Annotated in this window: 13 protein-coding genes, 1 tRNA gene and 1 rRNA gene; 13 read left to right on the top strand and 2 right to left on the bottom strand. The window is 70.3% G+C overall.

Going from position 1 to position 20,163, the window contains the following annotated elements; genetic code table 11:
• The 3 genes from rrf to IF20_RS35820 form a co-directional block, all read left to right on the top strand.
• Nucleotides 1–95 (top strand): 5S ribosomal RNA (gene rrf, locus IF20_RS35830); the annotation flags it as partial.
• A 116-nt stretch (nt 96–211) separates the two neighbouring features.
• Nucleotides 212–889: a DegT/DnrJ/EryC1/StrS family aminotransferase gene (locus tag IF20_RS35825; RefSeq protein ID WP_052869630.1), complete on the top strand. Its 678-nt coding sequence runs from the start codon at nt 212–214 to the stop codon at nt 887–889.
• A gap of 137 nt (nt 890–1,026) precedes the next feature.
• Nucleotides 1,027–1,099: transfer RNA gene (locus tag IF20_RS35820), tRNA-Thr, on the top strand.
• Between the two features lie 94 nt (nt 1,100–1,193).
• Here IF20_RS35820 and IF20_RS35815 read toward each other — a convergent pair.
• Entirely contained in the window at nt 1,194–3,842 is a 2,649-nt protein-coding gene (locus IF20_RS35815) for a SpoIIE family protein phosphatase (protein WP_234426985.1), read from the bottom strand.
• 281 nt (nt 3,843–4,123) lie between these two features.
• Here IF20_RS35815 and IF20_RS35810 point away from each other — a divergent pair, with 281 nt between their 5' ends.
• The 10 genes from IF20_RS35810 (at nt 4,124) to IF20_RS35765 (ending at nt 19,315) form a co-directional block, all read left to right on the top strand.
• A complete protein-coding gene (locus IF20_RS35810; RefSeq protein ID WP_110944872.1) occupies nt 4,124–9,622 on the top strand; it encodes a HAMP domain-containing protein in 5,499 nt (1,832 codons plus the stop codon).
• Between the two features lie 253 nt (nt 9,623–9,875).
• Nucleotides 9,876–10,559 carry a response regulator gene (locus IF20_RS35805; protein WP_052869628.1) on the top strand — a complete coding sequence of 228 codons (684 nt, stop codon included), beginning with the start codon at nt 9,876–9,878 and terminating at the stop codon, nt 10,557–10,559.
• A 191-nt stretch (nt 10,560–10,750) separates the two neighbouring features.
• Nucleotides 10,751–13,519, top strand: coding sequence for a DNA translocase FtsK (locus tag IF20_RS35800; protein WP_052869634.1), 2,769 nt, complete (start codon nt 10,751–10,753; stop codon nt 13,517–13,519).
• A 214-nt stretch (nt 13,520–13,733) separates the two neighbouring features.
• Nucleotides 13,734–14,537 (top strand): helix-turn-helix domain-containing protein, encoded by an 804-nt coding sequence (locus IF20_RS35795; RefSeq protein WP_052869627.1) that lies wholly within the window; start codon nt 13,734–13,736, stop codon nt 14,535–14,537.
• 140 nt (nt 14,538–14,677) lie between these two features.
• Nucleotides 14,678–16,174, top strand: coding sequence for a 30S ribosomal protein S12 methylthiotransferase RimO (gene rimO / locus IF20_RS35790; protein WP_052869626.1), 1,497 nt, complete (start codon nt 14,678–14,680; stop codon nt 16,172–16,174).
• On the top strand, nt 16,171–16,863 hold the full coding sequence (pgsA, locus tag IF20_RS35785; RefSeq protein WP_052869625.1) for a CDP-diacylglycerol--glycerol-3-phosphate 3-phosphatidyltransferase: 693 nt from the start codon (nt 16,171–16,173) through the stop codon (nt 16,861–16,863). The genes rimO and pgsA overlap by 4 nt, the downstream gene beginning before the upstream one ends.
• A gap of 155 nt (nt 16,864–17,018) precedes the next feature.
• Nucleotides 17,019–17,471, top strand: coding sequence for a CinA family protein (locus tag IF20_RS35780; protein WP_407702609.1), 453 nt, complete (start codon nt 17,019–17,021; stop codon nt 17,469–17,471).
• 109 nt (nt 17,472–17,580) lie between these two features.
• Nucleotides 17,581–17,964 (top strand): helix-turn-helix domain-containing protein, encoded by a 384-nt coding sequence (locus IF20_RS35775; protein ID WP_030618852.1) that lies wholly within the window; start codon nt 17,581–17,583, stop codon nt 17,962–17,964.
• 210 nt (nt 17,965–18,174) lie between these two features.
• A complete protein-coding gene (locus IF20_RS35770; protein WP_052869624.1) occupies nt 18,175–18,645 on the top strand; it encodes a Dps family protein in 471 nt (156 codons plus the stop codon).
• Nucleotides 18,646–18,994: 349 nt separating this feature from the next.
• Nucleotides 18,995–19,315, top strand: a complete 321-nt coding sequence (locus IF20_RS35765) for a hypothetical protein (RefSeq protein ID WP_052869632.1) — start codon at nt 18,995–18,997, stop codon at nt 19,313–19,315.
• 36 nt (nt 19,316–19,351) lie between these two features.
• Here IF20_RS35765 and IF20_RS35760 read toward each other — a convergent pair whose 3' ends face one another.
• A complete protein-coding gene (locus IF20_RS35760; protein WP_052869623.1) occupies nt 19,352–20,158 on the bottom strand; it encodes an Fpg/Nei family DNA glycosylase in 807 nt (268 codons plus the stop codon).
• Nucleotides 20,159–20,163: the final 5 nt, after the last annotated feature.

Below are 20,163 nucleotides of genomic sequence, written 5' to 3'. Positions count from 1 at the left end.
AAACGCCCGGTTACATTTCGAACCCGGAAGCTAAGCCTTTCAGCGCCGATGGTACTGCAGGGGGGACCCTGTGGGAGAGTAGGACGCCGCCGAACAATTCTTCAGCTCCGGTCCCTGAGCCTTTTGGTTCAGGGACCGGAGCTTTTTTGTTCGGTTGCTGCAGTGCCGCGTGTCACTTCGTGTTCACGTTCGGCCGCCAGCATCCGGAGGCATGGGGACAAGTGGAACGCTTGAGTCGGCCGGTATCGGCATCGGCGACGAGGTCGTGGTGCCGGCGTTCGGCAGCGCCGAGGTCACCGAGGCCGTCGTGCGTGCCGGAGCCGTACCGGTCTTCGCCGACATCGACCCGGACACCTACTGCCTCGACCCGGCCGCAGTGGCCGACGTGGTGACCTCCAGGACCGCCGCCGTCATCGCCGTCCACCGCTTCGGGCACCGGGCCGACCTGGACAGGCTGCACGAGCTGGGCGAGCGGCACGGCCTGCTCGTGCACGCGACGGCGGAGCCGGGCGTGGCCCCGGCCGGCGCCGAGCGGCGCCGCGCGTACGCGACGTACCTCGCCGGGCGACTCCGCGGCGTGGCGACGCCCACGGAGCGCGCTGAGCACACGTACGAGCAGTACGTGGTGCGGGTCCCCGGCAACGGGCGGCCGGACCGGGACGCCTTCGCACGGACGCTGCGGGGCAAGGGCGTCGCCTGCCGCGTGCCCGTACCGGTGCCCGTGTACCGGATGCCGGAGTACCGCCGGGACCTGCTGCTGCCGCACACGGAGCGGGCGTGCGACGAGACGCTGGCGCTGCCCGTGGCCGAGTCGCTGACCCGCCGTGAATTGCAGCGGATGGTGAGTGCCTGCAATGCGCTGGGTGGGCTGCTGCAGCCGGCGTTCTGAGCGCGCCGGTAATGCCGGCACGGGTTATTCGGGGCAATGGCGCCGGGTAATTCCGATTTATGCGGAGGGGTCTGCGGGGCGTCCGACGGCGATTCGAACCATCGCCTGTGATCGGGTATAGTTGAACACGTCGACGCGCCCCAATAGCTCAGTCGGCAGAGCGTCTCCATGGTAAGGAGAAGGTCTACGGTTCGATTCCGTATTGGGGCTCTGTAGAAAAGGCCCCCGCCAGTAGGCGGGGGCCTTTTTCGTATCCGGGTTCAGTGGATCGGGCCCCGGGGACGCGCCCCGAGGCCCGAAGGGGTTACGGCAGCTGCCCCTCGTGGACGGCCTCCGGTACCCGCATGGCGAGGATGGCCATGTCGTCCGAGGCCGGTTCGGCGGCGAAGCGCTCCACGGCACGCAGGATGCGCGCGGCGACCGCGCCGGCCGTCAGTCCCGTACAGGTCGTCAGGACGTCCGCCAGGCCGTCGTCGCCGAGCATGCGGGTGCCCTCGCGGCGCTCCGTGACGCCGTCGGTGACGCAGAGCAGGACGTCGCCCGGGTCGAGCGTCACGGTCTGGGCGTACAGCTCCAGATCCTCCATGACGCCCAGGAGGGGCTGCGGCTCGGCAGCGGGCTCGACCGTGCCGTCCTGGCGCAGCCGCAGGGGGAGCGGGTGGCCAGCGCAGACGACCTTCAGTACGGCGCTGCCGTCGCGCTGGGGCCACAGTTCGCCGTAGAGGAGGGTGAGGAAGCGGCTGCGGGCGCCCTCGTCGAGGATCGCGGCGTTCAGGCGTTCCAGGACGGCCGGGCCGCCGAAGCCCTCGCGGGCGAGCAGGCGCAGCGCGTGCCGGGCCAGGCCCGTGACGGCCGCGGCCTCCGGGCCCGTACCGCAGACGTCGCCGATGGCGAAGCCGTACGCGCCGTCGCGGATCGGGAAGAGATCGTAGAAGTCGCCGCCGACCTCGTTGCCCTCGCCGGCCGCGCGGTAGATGACCTCGACCTCGACGCCGGGCACGTCGGGCAGTTCCGGGGGCAGCAGGCTGCGCTGGAGGGACTGGCTGATGGCCGTGCGCTCCGAGTACAGGCGCGCGTTGTCCAGGGCGAGCGCGGCCCGGCGGGAGAGGTCCTCGGCGAGTTCGAGGATCTCCTGGCGGAAGTGCTCCTCGGTGGGCTTGCCGAGGGTGAGCATGCCGATGACGCGGTTGCGGGCCACGAGCGGCAGGACGACGGTCTCGCCGCCGACCGCGGAGGCGGTGGCGAGCGTGGCGCCGGGGCCGCTGGAGGGGCGTGCGGAGGCGCCCAGCCCGAGGCTGCGCAGAGAGGTGCGCAGCGCGGCGTCGTGCGCCGCGTCTCCAGGGGCGCTCCAGACGCGGGCTCCGGGGGTGGGCACCGGCTCGGGCGGCGGAACCTTCTGCAGGAGCGTCTTGAGGCCGTCGATGCGGTCCTCGTCCTCGTGCAGCACGAAGGACAGCTCGGGCTCGGAGGCCTGGTCGGCGACGGTGTACACGGCGCACCAGGTGGCGAGCGTGGGGACCGTCATCTGGGCCATGAGGGCCAGCGTCTGATTGCGGTCCAGGGTGCCGGCCAGCAGGTCGGAGGCCTCGACGAGGAAGGAGAGGGAGCCGCGGCGGAGCCGTTCCAGCTCGGTGAGGCGGGCGCGTTCGACGGCGAGCGCGATGCGGTCGGCGGCGAACTGGAGGCGGAGCGCCTCTTCATTGGTGTAGCGGCCCGGGGCCTCGGCGGCGACGCCCAGGGAGCCGGTGAGCCGCCCCTCGACCTTGAGGGGGACCGTGACGACGGAGCGCATGCCCGTACCGGAGAGCAGCGGGACGGCGCCCTGTACGGCGGTGAGGTCCTCGTGGACGGCGGGCATGCGTGCGGACCCGTAGCGGCCGCTGCCGGCCTCCACGGGGACGCGTGCGAAGCGCTGTCGTGCGGAGGGCAGGCCGGTGGAGGCGCGTACCTCCAGCTCGGTCTCGTCGTCGGTGGCCAGCAGCAGGTACGCGGCGTCGCCGTCGAGCATGTCGCGGGCGCGCTCGACCGTGCGTTGCAGCAGGCCGTCGAGGTCGTCGGGGGCGGGGGAGCCGATGAAGACCTCGAACGGGTCGGCGGGGCCGTGGCCCTCCGACTGCTGTCCGGAGGAGTCCGAGGGGGTGCGTGGCGGGCTCTGGAGCACGGCGCGTTCGTGGTCGCGTACGAGGAGGCACACGGTGGAGGGCTCGCCGTCGGCGTCCCGTACGCGGAGGTGGGAGGCGTACACGGGGACGACGCGGCCGTCGGCACCCCTTATGCCGTACGAGCCCTCCCACCGGGAGAGCTGGAGGGCCTCGACGATGCCGGTGCCGGTGCCGGGGGTGTGCGGCCAGGCGGCGAAGTCGGTGAGGGGCTTGCCGATCACCTGTTCGGGCGCATAGGCGAAAAGATCCTGGGCGTCCTCGTTCCAGGAGCTGATGCAGCCGCCGCGGTCGATCTGGATGACGGCGACCCGGACCCGGCGCTCGGCGACGGGCAGGGCGTCCGCGGGGAGCGCGGGACCGGCGGTCCGGGTGCCGGCGGGCCGCTCCGGCAGGTCCAGCTGGAACCAGACGTGCTTCTGGGAGGCGGTGTACTCCACGCCCCAGCGGCTGGCCAGCGCGCCGCACAGCAGCAGCCCGCGGCCGCCCTCGCGGTCGGGATGGGCGAGCGCCTGGCCGGAGCTCTGTACGGGCACCTCACGCTCGGGATAGCGGTCGGCGACCTCGATGCGGACGCCGGTGTCGGTACGGAGGCAGAGCACGTCGGCTGCGGTGCCGGCGTGCACGACGGCGTTGGTGACCAGCTCGCTGGTGAGGACGACGGCGTCGTCGATGATGTCGCCGTGGCCCCAGCCCTGGAGGGTGTCGCGCACGAAAGCCCGGGCCGTGGCGACGGAACGGCCAACCGGCTCGAAGGTGGCAGCGGCCCGCGCGGTGATCACTGGTCTCCTCATGCGTGTGTCGGTGATCTGCTCCCCCATCATCGCGGCGCCCCTCCGAATGCCTGTCGTGCTCGCACCACCGCACCGGCCGTGCGGGTGGACAGCCGGAGCCCAGGGTACTTACCTTCGACGCCCGCATGGATGCCGGTCACGTGTGTTTCCCGCCCCGGGCTCGCCACAGACAGGTATGCGATGCTGCCGAACTGTTATGGCCTGGTTGGGCCATGGTGAAACACTGGGAAGGCTTCAAGAGAAGGCCCGGGTAGAACGGTCGACCCTGCGGGAGGGACACGGTGGAGTCTGGCGGAGCGGCGCGGGGTGCAAGCACGCGCGCGAAAGGCGGACGCTCCCGTAACAACGGGACGACCGAGGTGGACACGGCGGCGCTGAACCGCCTGCTGTCCGCGCTCGTGTCGATGCGGGACGGGAACTTCCGCAAGCGGCTGACCGTCTCCGGCGAAGGTGTCATGGCGGAGGTGGCGGCCGTTTTCAACGAGGTCGCCGACCGCAATTTGCACCTTACGGGCGAGCTCGCCCGGGTACGGCGAGTCGTCGGTCGTGAGGGAAAGCTCACAGAGCGGCTGGAGGTGGGGGCCTGCGAGGGCTCCTGGGCGGCCGCGATCGACGCCTCGAACGCGCTCGTGGACGACCTCGTCCGGCCGGTCTCCGAGGTGGGCCGGGTCCTCTCCGCGGTCTCCGAGGGCGACCTCGAACAGCGCATGGACCTGCGGACGCGCAGCAGCGACGGCACCACGGCGCACCCGCTGCGGGGCGAGTTCCTGAAGGTCGGCCGTACGGTCAACGGGCTGGTGGACCAGCTGTCGGCGTTCACCGACGAGGTGACCAGGGTCGCCAGTGAGGTCGGTACAGAGGGCAAGCTCGGCGGTCAGGCCCGGGTACGCGGAATGTCCGGTTCGTGGAAGGACCTGACGGATTCCGTCAACACGATGGCCTCGCGGCTCACCGCGCAGGTGCGTGACATTGCTCTCGTCACGACCGCGGTGGCGAAGGGTGATCTGTCGAGAAAGGTCACCGTCCACGTCGCGGGCGAGATGCTGGAGCTGAAGAACACCGTCAACACGATGGTGGACCAGCTCTCCTCCTTCGCCTCCGAGGTGACCCGGGTCGCCCGTGAGGTGGGTACGGAAGGCGAGCTGGGCGGCCAGGCCGGGGTGCCGGGCGTCGCGGGCGTCTGGAAGGACCTGACCGATTCGGTCAACCTGATGGCCGGCAACCTGACGGCCCAGGTGCGCGGCATCGCGCAGGTGACGACGGCGGTCGCGAACGGTGACCTGTCCCAGAAGGTCACGGTGTCGGCGCGCGGCGAGGTCGCGCAGCTGGCCGACACGATCAACACGATGACCGAGACGCTGCGCACGTTCGCCGACGAGGTGACGAGGGTGGCGAACGAGGTCGGCGCCGAGGGCCAGCTGGGCGGTCAGGCGCAGGTGCCGGGCGCTGCGGGCACGTGGAAGGACCTCACCGACTCGGTGAACAACGCCTTCCGCAACCTGACCGGTCAGGTGCGGGACATCGCGCAGGTCACGACGGCGGTGGCCAACGGTGACCTGTCGCAGAAGATCACCGTCGACGTCTCCGGCGAGATGCTCGAACTGAAGAACACCGTGAACACGATGGTGGACCAGCTGTCCTCCTTCGGCGCCGAGGTCACGAGGGTGGCCCGGGAGATCGGTGTCGAGGGTGAGCTGGGCGGCCAGGCGCAGGTGCCGGGCGCGGCCGGTACGTGGAAGGACCTCACCGACTCGGTGAACACGGCCTTCCGCAACCTCACCGGCCAGGTCCGGAACATCGCGCAGGTCACGACCGCGGTGGCCAACGGTGACCTGTCGCAGAAGGTCACCGTGGACGTCTCCGGCGAGATGCTCCAGCTGAAGAACACCGTGAACACGATGGTGGACCAGCTGTCCTCGTTCGCGGACCAGGTCACGCGGATGGCCAGGGACGTGGGTACGGAGGGCTGGCTCGGCGGCCAGGCCCAGGTTCCGGGTGTGAGCGGTACGTGGAAGGAACTGACCGACTCCGTCAACTTCATGGCCGGGAACCTCACGTCCCAGGTGCGGCAGATCGCCCAGGTGACGACGGCGGTGGCCCGTGGTGACCTCTCGCAGAAGATCGACGTCGACGCGCGCGGCGAGATCCTGGAGCTGAAGAACACCATCAACACGATGGTCGACCAGCTCTCGGCGTTCGCCGAGCAGGTCACCCGGGTGGCCCGCGAGGTGGGTACGGACGGCCGGCTGGGCGGTCAGGCGCAGGTGCCGGGCGTGGCCGGCGTGTGGCGCGACCTGACCGATTCGGTGAACGGCATGGCCGGCAACCTCACCGCGCAGGTCCGCAACATCGCCCAGGTCGCGACCGCGGTCGCCCGCGGTGACCTGTCCCAGAAGATCGACGTGGACGCCCGCGGCGAGATCCTGGAGCTGAAGAACACCCTGAACACGATGGTGGACCAGCTGTCCTCCTTCGCCGACCAGGTGACGCGGGTGGCCCGCGAGGTGGGCACCGAGGGCATCCTGGGCGGTCAGGCCGAGGTCCAGGGCGTCAGCGGCACCTGGAAGGACCTCACCCAGTCCGTCAACTTCATGGCGAACAACCTCACCTCCCAGGTGCGGAACATCGGCGAGGTGACGACCGCGGTGGCCCGCGGCGACCTCTCCAAGAAGATCACCGTCGACGCCAAGGGCGAGATCCTCGAACTGGTCACGACCGTCAACACGATGGTGGACCAGCTGTCGCTCTTCGCCGAGCAGGTGACGCGGGTCGCCCGTGAGGTGGGTACGGAGGGCCAGCTGGGCGGCCAGGCCCGGGTGCCGGGCGTGACCGGCATCTGGAAGGACCTCAGCGACAACGTGAACCTGATGGCCAACAACCTGACCATCCAGGTGCGGAACATCTCCCAGGTCTCCGCGGCAGTGGCCAACGGCGACCTGACCAAGAAGGTCACGGTCGAGGCGCGCGGCGAGGTCGCGACGCTGGCAGACACGGTGAACACCATGGTGACGACCCTGTCGTCGTTCGCCGACGAGGTGACCCGGGTGGCCCGCGAGGTGGGCACCGACGGCATCCTGGGCGGCCAGGCGCGGGTGCCGGGCGTCGCCGGTACGTGGAAGGACCTCACGGAGTCGGTGAACTCCATGGCGTCCAACCTGACCGGACAGGTACGGAACATCGCGATGGTCACCACGGCCATCGCGAAGGGTGATCTGACCAAGAAGATCGACATCGACGCCCGGGGCGAGATCCTGGAGCTGAAGACGACGATCAACACGATGGTCGACCAGCTGTCGTCCTTCGCCGAGCAGGTCACCCGGGTGGCCCGTGAGGTGGGTACGGAAGGCCAGCTGGGCGGTCAGGCGCAGGTGCGCGGCGTGGCCGGCACCTGGAAGGACCTGACCGAATCGGTGAACGAAATGGCGGGGAACCTCACCCGCCAGGTGCGCGCGATCGCCGCCGTCGCCGCGGCGGTGACCCTCGGCGACCACAACGTCCGCATCGACGTGGACGCGGCCGGCGAGATCCTGGAGCTCCAGGACAACGTCAACACGATGATCGCCACGCTCCGCGAGACCACCCTCGCCAACGAGGAGCAGGACTGGCTGAAGGGCAACCTCGCCCGGATCTCCGGTCTGATGCAGGGCCGCCGCGACCTCAAGGACGTGGCCAAGCTGATCATGAGCGAGCTGTCGCCCGCGGTCTCCGCGCAGCACGGCGCGTTCTTCCTCGCGACGTCGGCCGACGACAACCAGGAGATCGGCGCGGACGGCGGCGAGGCGGGCGACTACGAGCTGCGCCTGACGGGCTCGTACGGCTACTCGATGGGTGAGATGCCCACCACCTTCGCTCCGGGTGAGACGCTCATCGGCACCGCGGCGGAGGAGAAGCGCACCATCCTGGTGGAGAACGTGCCCTCCGGATACCTGAAGATCTCCTCCGGTCTGGGCGAGGCGCCGCCGGCGAACGTGATCGTGCTGCCGGTGCTCTTCGAGGACAAGGTGCTGGGCGTCATCGAGCTGGCCTCGTTCCAGCCGTTCACCCAGATCCAGAAGGACTTCCTCAGCCAGATCGCCGAGATGATCGCGACCAGTGTCAACACCATCTCGGTGAACACCAAGACCGAGATCCTGCTGAGCCAGTCCCAGGAGCTGACCGAGCAGCTCAAGGAGCGCTCGGCGGAGCTGGAGAGCCGCCAGCGGGCGCTGGAGCTGTCCAACTCCGAGCTGGAGGAGAAGGCCGAGCAACTGCGCAAGCAGAACCGCGACATCGAGGTGAAGAACACCGAGATCGAAGAGGCCCGGCAGGTTCTGGAGGAGCGCGCCGAGCAGCTCGCGGTCTCGATGCGCTACAAGAGCGAGTTCCTCGCGAACATGTCGCACGAGCTGCGCACGCCGCTCAACTCCCTGCTCATCCTTGCCAAGTTGCTCGCGGACAACGCCGAGGGCAACCTCTCCCCGAAGCAGGTGGAGTTCGCCGAAACGATCCATGGCGCGGGCTCGGACCTGCTGCAGCTGATCAACGACATCCTGGACCTGTCGAAGGTCGAGGCGGGCAAGATGGACGTCAGCCCGACCCGGATCGCGCTGGTGCAGCTGGTGGACTACGTCGAGGCGACCTTCCGGCCGCTGACCGCGGAGAAGGGCCTGGACTTCTCGGTACGGGTCTCCCCGGAGCTGCCCGCGACGCTGCACACCGACGAGCAGCGCCTCCTTCAGGTGCTGCGCAACCTGCTTTCCAATGCGGTGAAGTTCACCGACTCCGGAGCGGTGGAGCTGGTCATCCGGCCGGCCGGTGCGGACGTCCCCGTGGCCATCCGCGAGCAGCTTCTGGAGCACGGCGCGCTGCGCGACGCGGACGCCGACATGATCGCGTTCTCGGTGACCGACACCGGCATCGGCATCGCGTCCAGCAAGATGCGGGTGATCTTCGAGGCGTTCAAGCAGGCGGACGGCACGACGAGCCGCAAGTACGGCGGTACGGGTCTCGGCCTCTCCATCAGCCGCGAGATCGCGCGACTGCTGGGCGGCGAGATCCACGCCGCCAGTGAGCCGGGCCGCGGCTCGACCTTCACGCTGTACCTCCCGTACAACTCGGGCGGGCTGCCGCCGCAGGGTTATCCGCAGCTGGTCGCGGGCGGTTTCGCGATGGACGCCGAGGCGCACGACGCGGAGATCGCCGAGCAGGAGGCGGCGAACAGCGCCGCCCCCGAGGAGCAGCCGACCACCCCGGACGCCGCGGCCTCGGGGCTCAACAGGCGCCGTCGGCGCGGGCTTTCGGCGGCGCCGCAGCGCGCGGCCCTGCCCGGCCAGCCGGCGACCGCGCAGCCGCAGCAGTCGGCCGACGAGCCGTGGCTGGGCAACGGCCAGGACCTGGTCGCGCCGTCCGGCGAGGGGGACGGTTTCCACGGCGAGAAGGTGCTGATCGTCGACGACGACATCCGCAACGTCTTCGCGCTCACCAGCGTCCTGGAGCAGCACGGCCTGTCGGTCCTGTACGCCGAGAACGGCCGTGAGGGAATCGAGGTGCTGGAACAGCACGATGATGTGACAGTGGTGCTGATGGACATCATGATGCCGGAGATGGACGGCTACGCCACGACCGCGGCGATCCGCCGGATGCCGCAGTTCGCCGGCCTGCCGATCATCGCCCTGACCGCCAAGGCCATGAAGGGCGACCGCGAGAAGAGCATCGAGTCCGGGGCTTCGGACTATGTGACGAAGCCCGTGGACACCGACCATCTGCTCGGGGTCATGCGGCAATGGATGCGCGGGGAGTGACGGGACGTGCACAGAGAGACCGGATCTTGGGCCCTATGCTGACTGAGTGTGGTCGCGGACGTGTGGGAGCACGGTATTCGGGGAACCTTCTGGTCTCCTGCTGCGTTTCTGCTACGTGCACGGTGACATAGCGGTGACAGGGTGTGGTGACAGGCGGGGTGCGGCTACCATGACCGGCACAAGTACGGGCGGCATGACGGAGCCGTCCCCTGGGGCGGCGTCCGGTGGAGTGCCGGGGCGAGGAGGACGGGCCATGGTGCAGAAGGCCAAGATCCTCCTGGTCGATGACCGGCCGGAGAATCTGCTGGCGCTGGAGGCGATCCTCTCTGCGCTCGATCAGACGCTGGTGCGGGCATCGTCCGGGGAGGAGGCGCTCAAGGCGCTGCTCACCGACGATTTCGCGGTGATTCTGCTCGACGTGCAGATGCCGGGAATGGACGGTTTCGAGACGGCGGCGCACATCAAGCGGCGCGAGCGGACCCGGGACATCCCGATCATCTTCCTCACGGCGATCAACCACGGCCCGCACCACACCTTCCGCGGCTACGCGGCCGGTGCGGTCGACTACATCTCCAAGCCGTTCGACCCGTGGGTGCTGCGCGCCAAGGTCTCGGTCTTCGTCGAGCTGTACATGAAGAACGTCAAGCTGCGCGAGCAGGCGTCGCTGCTGCGGCTCCAGCTCGAAGGCGGCCAGCCGGCCGGCGGCGAGGACGCCAAGGAGGCCGCGGGGCTGCTCGCGGAGCTCTCCGCGCGGCTGGCGGCGGTCGAGGAGCAGGCCGAGGCGCTGTCCAAGCAGTTGGACGAGTCGGCGGACGCCGCCGCCGTGGCGACGGCCGCGCATCTGGAGCGGAAGCTGACCGGACTGCGTCGCGCGCTGGACGCCCTGGAACCGGGCGCGGGCAACAGCGACACGCCGTCCGTACCGACGCAGAACTGACGCCGTCGGGCGGCCCGTACGGCATCGGCGCGACGCCGTACGGAAGCTGACCCGGCAGCAGCTCCCGGCGCAGTCCCGGGTGTTGGGTCCGAAGTGGGCCAACCGCCCATATGGCGCGTTGGTTACGACACGAACGGGTGAAGGGCCGAGCGCCCGTGTCACTCCGGGGTGTCGCCTGTAACCTCGTCACCATGGCCTCACGTACGTCCGGCAAGGGTTCCCAGAGCACGGCGGGCCCCTCCAAGCAGCGCGCCGGGCGCCCCGGGGGCGCCGCGAAGAAGACCGCAGCGAAGCCGCCCGCCGCCAAGAAGGCGGCGGCCAAGAAGGCACCGCCGAAGAAGGCCGCGGCCGCGAAGCGGGCCCCGGCGAAGAAGGCGGTGGCGAAGAAGCCCGCACCGTCCCCGACCGGGGGCGTCTACCGCGCGGTGCGCGCCCTCTGGCTGGGCCTGGCGCACGGCGTCGGCTGGTTCTTCCGCAGCATGGGGCGCAGCGCGAAGAGCCTCGATCCCGCGCACCGCAAGGACGGTCTGGCGCTCGCCCTGCTGGGCCTCGGCCTGATCATCGCGGCGGGCACCTGGGCCAACCTGAACGGCCCGGTCGGCGACATCGTGGAGATGCTGGTCACCGGCGCGTTCGGCCGGCTCGACCTGCTCGTCCCGATACTGGTGGGCGGCATCGCCGCCCGCGTCTTCTTCCGCCCGGAGCAGCCGGAGGCCAACGGGCGGATCGTCATCGGACTGTCGGCTCTGGTCGTCGGCGTGCTCGGCCAGGTCGCCATCGCGTGCGGTTCCCCCGACCAGAAGGACGTCGCCGGCGTGCGCGACGCCGGTGGCTACCTCGGCTGGGCCGCGTCCAAGCCGCTGCTCTTCATGGTGGGGCAGACCCTGTCGGTCGCCCTCCTGGTGCTCGTGACGATCTTCGGCCTGCTGGTGGTCACCGCCACCCCGGTCACGGCCATCCCGCGGCGCTTCAAGGCGCTCGGCGTCCGGCTGGGTCTGCTGGAGACGTACGAGCCGGACGCCGACGCCTTCGCCGACGAGCCGCTGCCCGAGCCGGCCCGGAAGAGCCGCAGGAGCCGCTCCGAGGCCCTGGAAGGGTCCCCCGAGGCCGCGGAGGAGGCCGCCCTCGCCAAGCGCCGCAAGCCGCGCCGGAGCGCCGCTGAGCCGGCCGAGCCGGAGCACGCGCGCACCCAGGACGCGGTGGACGTGGCCGCGGGGTACGCCGCCAATCTGGACGGCGCGGTGCTGCACGGCATCCAGCCCTCGCCGGTGGTGGCGGACCTCAGCAGCGGGATCAAGGGCGACCGGGGCGAGCACGAGGGCACCGACGGCGCGACGAAGGGACTGCACACCTCCGTGCCGCCCGCGCGCGGCGCCGAGCCCGCGCCGTCCGCCCCGCCCTCCGCCAGCGTTCCGGACTTCACCAAGAAGGCCCCGGAACCCACCGGCGACCTGCCGGCCCGCGCCGAGCAGCTCCAGCTCGCCGGCGACATCACGTACGCGCTGCCCTCGCTGGAGCTGATGGAGCGCGGCGGGCCGGGCAAGACGCGCAGCGCCGCCAACGACGCGGTGGTCGAGTCGCTGACCAAGGTGTTCCAGGAGTTCAAGGTGGACGCCGCGGTCACCGGCTTCACCCGCGGACCGACGGTCACCCGGTACGAGATCGAGCTCGGTCCGGGCGTGAAGGTCGAGAAGATCACCGCGCTGGCGAAGAACATCGCGTACGCGGTGGCCAGCCCGGACGTGCGGATCATCAACCCGATCCCGGGCAAGTCGGCGGTCGGCATCGAGATCCCCAACAGCGACCGCGAGATGGTCAACCTCGGGGACGTGCTGCGGTCGGCGGACGCGGTGGGCGACGACCACCCGATGGTGGTCGGGCTCGGCAAGGATGTCGAGGGCGGCTACGTCTCGGCGAATCTCGCGAAGATGCCGCACGTCCTCGTGGCGGGTGCCACCGGCTCCGGCAAGTCCTCCTGCATCAACTGTCTGATCACCTCGGTGATGGTCAGGGCCACGCCGGAGGACGTACGGATGGTGCTGATCGACCCCAAGCGGGTCGAGCTGACCGCGTACGAGGGCATTCCGCACCTGATCACGCCGATCATCACCAACCCCAAGCGGGCCGCCGAGGCGCTGCAGTGGGTGGTGCGCGAGATGGACCTGCGCTACGACGACCTCGCGGCGTACGGGTACCGGCACATCGACGACTTCAACGAAGCGGTGCGCAGCGGCAAGGCGACGGCCCCCGAGGGCAGCGAGCGCGAGCTGTCGCCGTATCCGTACCTGCTGGTGATCGTGGATGAGCTGGCGGACCTGATGATGGTGGCGCCGCGGGACGTGGAAGACTCCATCGTCCGCATCACCCAGCTGGCGCGTGCGGCCGGCATCCATCTGGTGCTGGCGACGCAGCGCCCGTCGGTCGACGTGGTGACGGGTCTGATCAAGGCGAACGTGCCGTCGCGGCTCGCCTTCGCGACCTCCTCGCTGGCGGACAGCCGGGTCATCCTGGACCAGCCGGGCGCGGAGAAGCTCATCGGAAAGGGTGACAGCCTGTTCCTGCCGATGGGGGCGAGCAAGCCGACCCGTATGCAGGGCGCCTTCGTGCAGGAGGCGGAGGTCGCCGCGGTGGTCCGGCACTGCAAGGAGCAGATGGCTCCGGTCTTCCGGGACGACGTCACGGTCGGGCAGAGCAGGAAGAAGGAGATCGACGAGGACATCGGCGACGACCTGGACCTGCTGTGCCAGGCCGCTGAGCTGGTCGTCTCCACCCAGTTCGGATCCACGTCGATGCTGCAGCGCAAGCTGCGGGTGGGGTTCGCGAAGGCCGGGCGACTGATGGACCTGATGGAGTCGAGGGACATCGTGGGACCCAGCGAGGGTTCCAAGGCGCGCGATGTACTGGTGAAGCCGGACGATTTGGAAGGAGTGCTCGCCGTCATTCGGGGGGAGGCTCACTGACAAGTCACTCGAAAGAGATCGCAAGCAACCGTTTCTTCTGCCCATACGTCAAGTTGAGGGAAGAGACGGCGCGATGCGCGCCCGTCGGGTCCCCGGCCAGGTCCGGGGGGTCTACCGATGGCGTACAAAGTCCGCTCTCCCGCTTGCCCGACCCTTTCGGTACACCCCTAGACTGAACATCCAGCAGGTGGCTACACGCTCGAAAGGCGCCCCCGTGTCCATCGGCAACTCCCCTGAAGACGACCGGCCTTCCGTCGGTCGAGTCCTCCAGCAGGCCCGCGTCGACGCCGGACTGACCGTCGACGAGATCAGTACGACCACGCGGGTGCGCATCCCCATCGTGCACGCGATCGAGCAGGAAGATTTCTCGCGTTGCGGCGGAGACGTGTACGCCCGTGGTCACATTCGAACACTCGCGCGTGCGGTAGGGCTGGATCCGGCCCCGCTGATCGCCCAGTACGACGCCGAGCACGGCGGTCGGCCCGCGCCGACCCCGGCGGCGCCGCTCTTCGAGGCGGAACGTATCCGTCCCGAGCCGCGGCGGCCGAACTGGACGGCGGCCATGGTCGCCGCCATCGTCGCCGTGGTCGGTTTCGTCGGTTTCACGCTGTTCAGCGACGGTGACCGGAGCCAGGAGGCCTCGGTCGCCGACGGGAACGTCGGCGAGAGCCCGTCCGTCAAGCCGTCCCCGACCAGGACCAAGCCCGCCGACCCCAAGCCCGACCCCTCCGACAGCGCCATCGCCGGGCTGCCGAAGGACAAGGTGACCATCAAGATCACCGCACGTGACGGACAGAGCTGGGTCTCCGCCAAGGACGCCAACGGCAAGCTCCTGGAGGACGGCCTGCTCCGCAAGGGCGAGTCCAAGACCTTCAGCGACAAGAAGCGGATCGATCTCGTCGTCGGCAATGCCGGAGCCGTACAGCTGTACGTCAACGGCAAAGAGATCAAGGAAATCGGCGACAAGGGCTCCGTGGAGCGGCTGAGCTACACCCCGGGTGATCCGCAGGCGGGCTGACCGCGCGCCGGCCGCCTTCCGGGGAATGCGCCCGCCACCTCTCGGGAAGAGGCGGCGGGCGGCCGTCTGTCCGGGGCGCGAGGCCGTCCATGGAACCCTGCCAGACATGGGGACGTCCGGGACGAAGTAGGCTGAGCCCCATGCCCGAACGCCGTACCGTCGCCCTTGTCACTCTTGGCTGCGCCCGTAACGAGGTGGACTCGGAGGAGCTCGCAGGCCGCCTGGCAGCGGACGGCTGGGAGCTCGTCGAGGAAGCCGCCGAAGCCGATGTCGCCGTCGTCAACACCTGTGGATTCGTCGAGGCCGCCAAGAAGGATTCCGTCGACGCCCTGCTGGAAGCCAACGACCTGAAGGACCACGGCCGCACCCAGGCCGTCGTCGCCGTGGGCTGCATGGCCGAGCGGTACGGCAAGGAGCTGGCCGAGGCGCTGCCCGAGGCCGACGGCGTGCTCGGGTTCGACGACTACACCGACATCTCCGGCCGTCTGCAGACCATCCTGAGCGGCGGGAACGTCGAGGCCCACGCCCCCCGTGACCGGCGCAAGCTGCTGCCGATCAGCCCGGCCGAGCGCCAGGGCTCCGATGTCGCGCTCCCCGGCCACGGCGACGCTCTCGCCTCCGCCCCCGAGGACCTGCCCGAGGGCGTCGCGCCCGCCTCCGGGCCGCGCGCCCCGCTCCGCCGCCGCCTGGGGAACAACCCGGTGGCCTCGGTGAAGCTCGCCTCGGGGTGCGACCGACGCTGCTCCTTCTGTGCCATCCCCTCCTTCCGCGGCTCCTTCATCTCGCGCCGCCCCTCGGACGTGCTGGGGGAGACCCGCTGGCTGGCCGAGCAGGGTGTGAAGGAGGTCATGCTGGTCTCCGAGAACAACACCTCGTACGGCAAGGACCTCGGCGACATCCGCCTCCTGGAGACGCTGCTGCCGGAGCTGGCCGCGGTCGACGGCATCGAGCGCATCCGGGTCAGCTACCTCCAGCCCGCCGAGATGCGGCCGGGCCTGATCGACGTGCTGACCGGTACGGACAAGGTCGCGCCCTACTTCGACCTGTCCTTCCAGCACTCGGCCCCCGGTGTGCTGCGCGCGATGCGCCGCTTCGGTGACACCGAGCGCTTCCTGGACCTGCTGGCCCAGATCCGTACGAAGGCGCCGCAGGCCGGCGCCCGCTCCAACTTCATCGTCGGCTTCCCCGGCGAGACCGAGGAGGACTTCGCCGAGCTGGAACGCTTCATCAGTGAGGCGAGACTCGACGCCATCGGCGTCTTCGGCTACTCCGACGAGGACGGCACCGAGGCGGCCGGCTACGAGAACAAGCTCGACCCCGACGCGGTGGCGGAGCGGCTGGCGCACCTGTCCCGGCTGGCCGAGGAGCTGACCGCGCAGCGCGCCGAGGAGCGCCTGGGCGAGACCCTCACCGTCATGGTCGACCGGGTCGACGACGAGGACGGGGTGGTCGGCCGCGCCGCGCACCAGGCGCCGGAGACCGACGGCGTCACCCTGCTCACGGGCGGCCGGGACCTGGTTCCGGGTCGTATGGTCGAAGCAAAGGTGGTGGCGACCGAGGGCGTGGACCTCGTGGCGGAGCCGCTGCCGCTCGGCGCCGAGCACGGCGCCGGCTGTCCCGAGGAGGCGGCCAGATGACCGGAGTCCCGGCTTCCGCCGCCGGCGCTTCCGCTGCTGGCGGAGCCGGCCGGCCGAAGACCGTCCGGCGGCAGGCCGGGCTGTGGAACATCGCCAACATCCTCACGATGCTGCGGCTGGTCCTCGTGCCGGCATTCGTGCTGCTCCTGATGCACGGCGACGGCTACGACCCCGCATGGCGCTCCTTCGCCTGGGCCGCGTTCGCCATCGCCATGATCACCGACCTCTTCGACGGGCACCTGGCGCGCGCGTACGACCTGGTCACCGACTTCGGCAAGATCGCCGACCCGATAGCCGACAAGGCGATCATGGGGGCCGCGCTGATCTGCCTGTCGATCCTCGGCGACCTGCCCTGGTGGGTCACCGGAGTGATCCTCTTCCGGGAGCTGGGCATCACCGTGATGCGCTTCTGGGTGATTCGGCACGGCGTCATCCCGGCGAGCCGCGGCGGCAAGATGAAGACGCTCGCCCAGGGCGTCGGCGTCGGCATGTACGTCCTGGTGATGACCGGCCCGCTGGCCACCCTGCGCTGGTGGGTGATGGCGGTGGCCGTGGTGCTGACCGTCGTCACGGGCCTGGACTACGTGAAGCAGGCCGTCGTCCTGCGGCGGGCCGGACTGGCGAAGTCCCGGGAGGCCCTCCGGCAGCGGTCCGGTGAGACGTCCGCCGGCCGGGGGCCCGCACGGTGAACAGTGGTACGGAGGCTGCGCACGGGCCCCAGGAGGGTGCTGGGGCGGCCGCTGAGGCCCGTACGGCGGCTCTCGGGTACCCCGGCGCCTCCGAGAACCCGCAGGGCGCTGCGCGGGCGCTGGAGGCGTTGGCCCGGCGCGGACAGACCCTGGCGGTGGCCGAATCCCTCACCGGCGGCCTGGTGGCCGGTGCGCTGACCGCGGTTCCCGGCGCCTCACGGTGCTTCCGGGGCTCGGTCACGGCGTACGCGACGGAACTGAAGAGCCTCGTACTGGGTGTGGACGGCGCGCTTCTGGCCACTCGTGGTGCGGTGGACGCGGATGTCGCCCGACAAATGGCACAGGGCGTGCGACGCGTGCTCGGCGCCGACTGGGGTATTGCCACCACAGGGGTCGCCGGCCCCGACCCACAGGACGGGCAGCCGGTCGGCACGGTCTACGTCGCGGTCGAAGGGCCCGGCGGTGAGGGAAATGTGCGCCGACTGGCGCTGCACGGCGATCGCGACCGGATCCGTCGGGACAGCGTCACCGCAGCAGTGGATCTGCTGTTGAGCGAACTGACAGAAAATGCGCGGGCAAAGGATACGGAACATCACGGGGGTATCTGATGTTTACAGCCCTGAGTGAACACGAACTCGCTCCCGGCACGGCTGACGCCCGAGGCGGTACGGTGGGGCGAGATGGATCCGGATCCGAGGTCCGAGGAGGGAGCCAGCGATGATTCTGCTCCGTCGCCTGCTGGGTGACGTGCTGCGCCGACAGCGTCAGCGTCAAGGCCGCACCCTGCGCGAGGTCTCCTCCTCCGCCCGGGTGTCGCTCGGCTACTTGTCCGAGGTCGAGAGGGGACAGAAGGAGGCTTCCTCCGAACTTCTCTCGGCGATCTGTGACGCGCTGGACGTACGGATGTCCGAGCTGATGCGGGAGGTCAGCGACGAGCTGGCGCTCGCGGAGCTGGCACAGTCCGCGGCCGCGAGCGAACCGGTGCCGGCACCGGTGCGCCCCACGTTCAACGCGGTGTCCGTCGCTTCTCTGACGGGCGTCCCCGAAGAGCGCGTGACGATCAAGGCTCCGGCGGAGGCCGTGGATGTCGTAGCGGCCTGACCGTTCGGTTCGATGCATGAAGAAGACCCTGGAGGGCACTCGCCCTCCAGGGTCTTCGCGTTGGATATGTGGCGCGAAGGGCCTGTTGCCCGAACTGCGGCATTTTCTGCGGTGAGGCATCGTTTATACGGAGGTCAACAGGCCATACGAAGGCCAGGAGGCCTTACGAAGGCCAAGAGGACCATTCGCTCTGAACCAGGGAGTAAATGCATGCCTGTCGTCAACAGCACGCTGTCCGAGAGCGACCGTAAGACGGTCGGCGACGCGCTCCAGGGCGCTCTGGTCGACCTCGTCGACCTGTCGCTCATCGCCAAGCAGGTTCACTGGAACGTCGTCGGACCGCGCTTCCGGTCCGTCCACCTCCAGCTCGACGACGTCGTCGCGAGCGCCCGCGGCCATGCCGACACGGTCGCCGAGCGTGCCTCCGCGATCGGCGTGAACCCCGACGGCCGCGCCGAGACGATCGCGAAGACCAGTGGCGCAGGCACCGTCGAGGCCGGCTGGATCAAGGACAACGACGCGGTGGGCACCCTTGTACGGGCCCTGGGCGCGGTCATCGAGCGGATGCGGGAACGTATCGCCGTCACCGACGAGCCGGACCCGGTGACCCAGGACCTGCTCATCGGGCTGACCGCCGACCTCGAGAAGCACCACTGGATGTTCCAGGCCGAGGCGGCCTGAGGCGCAACAGCGGCGGGCTGACCGATTCCGGCACATCCTGCCTGAGCCCGATCGTGGCCCGAAGGCCACTGTCGGGTTCTGAGCGTGGTCGGACCGATCGGAGACCGGTTCCGTCCGACCGCGTGTCGCGCATTGCGGAACGCGCCGTTCGTGCCCCAGTGCGCCCTCCCGCCACACCTTCATGGCCGACTACCGTCGACCGGAGGAGGCAGTCATGGCACGGCGCGGCTTCTTCTCCCGGCACCCGGTCCGGGGCGCGGGCACAGGAGCGCCCGGTATACCGGGCCGCGGCACGGTGGGGGCGCCTGGCAGCGGCCTGATAGGGCCATCGGGCCACGGCCCGGCGGAACTGCTCCGCTCGGCGCCGGGCCGGTGGGCCGCCGCGTTCCTCCTCGGGGGGCTGTGGTGGTGGGCCGTGCTGCGACTGCTCTTCTGGCCCGAGGGGGCGGGCGTGGTGGAAGGTGCGATGGCCGCGGGCGGCTGGGGTCTGAGCCTGCTGCCGGTGCACTGCGTACCGCGCCGGACGCGCCCGGGTGGCGGGCGCGTCGGCGCGGGCGGCTGGCGCCGACGCAGTGGCTGCGTGGGGACTCCGGGCCCCACCGCCGTCACGGACCGGCTCGTCAGGGCATGGCGGTACCGCCGTTGGGGCGGCGGTACCGACCATTCCTGAAGCCGCGCACGGGGACGCCGTTCCTCGGGAGCCGTGTCAGCTGCTCGCTTCGATGACCGGTTCCGGCTGGCAGTGGGGGCACCAGTAGGTCACCCGGGCCTGCGGCGCGGGCCCCTGGTCGGCCACGCGTACCGACGTACCGCATCGCATACAGGGGCGGTCGGCGCGCCCGTAGACCCAGAGGCGACGGTCCGGACGCGCGCTCGGCGTGGTCGTACGCGCCGGGCGCCGCTTGTTCGCCTCCAGTAGCCGCTTCGCCAGCGAAACCGCCCGCTCCGGTCGCGGCAGCGCGCCCACCGGCAGCCAGGGCGAAGCCCGCAGCAGGAAGCACAGCTCGCATTTGAAGACGTTGCCGATGCCGGCCAGATTGCGCTGGTCCAGCAGCGCCTCCCCGAGCGCCCGGTCCGGGTCGGCCAGCAGCCGGCGCAGCGCCTCGTCCGCGTCCCAGTCCGGCCCGAGCAGGTCCGGCCCCAGATGGCCGACGGCGTTCTCCTCGTCGGCGGTGCGCAGCAATTCCAGTACGGGGAGGCGGTAGCCGACGGCGGTGCGTTCCGCCGTGGCCAGCACCGCGCGGATCTGGTGGTCCGGTCCGCCGCGCCAGCGCTCGCCCGCCGCGTACACCCGCCAGGCGCCGTCCATCCGCAGATGCGAGTGGAGCGTGAGCCCGCCCTCGATACGGGTCAGCAGGTGTTTGCCGCGCGGCACCACTTCCAGTACGGAGCGCCCGGCGAGGTCCGTCGTGGCCAGCTTGGGGACGCGCAGGTCCGTACGGGTCAGCAGCCGTCCGCCCAGCGCCTTGTGCAGCTCGGCGGCGGCCCGCCAGACGGTGTCACCTTCGGGCATGGCTC

It is taken from the genome of Streptomyces niger (assembly GCF_000718305.1).
Classification (GTDB): domain Bacteria; phylum Actinomycetota; class Actinomycetes; order Streptomycetales; family Streptomycetaceae; genus Streptomyces; species Streptomyces niger.
The sequence above is the reverse complement of the archived record's forward strand: the minus strand, read 5'-3'. Positions and strand labels throughout refer to the sequence as shown.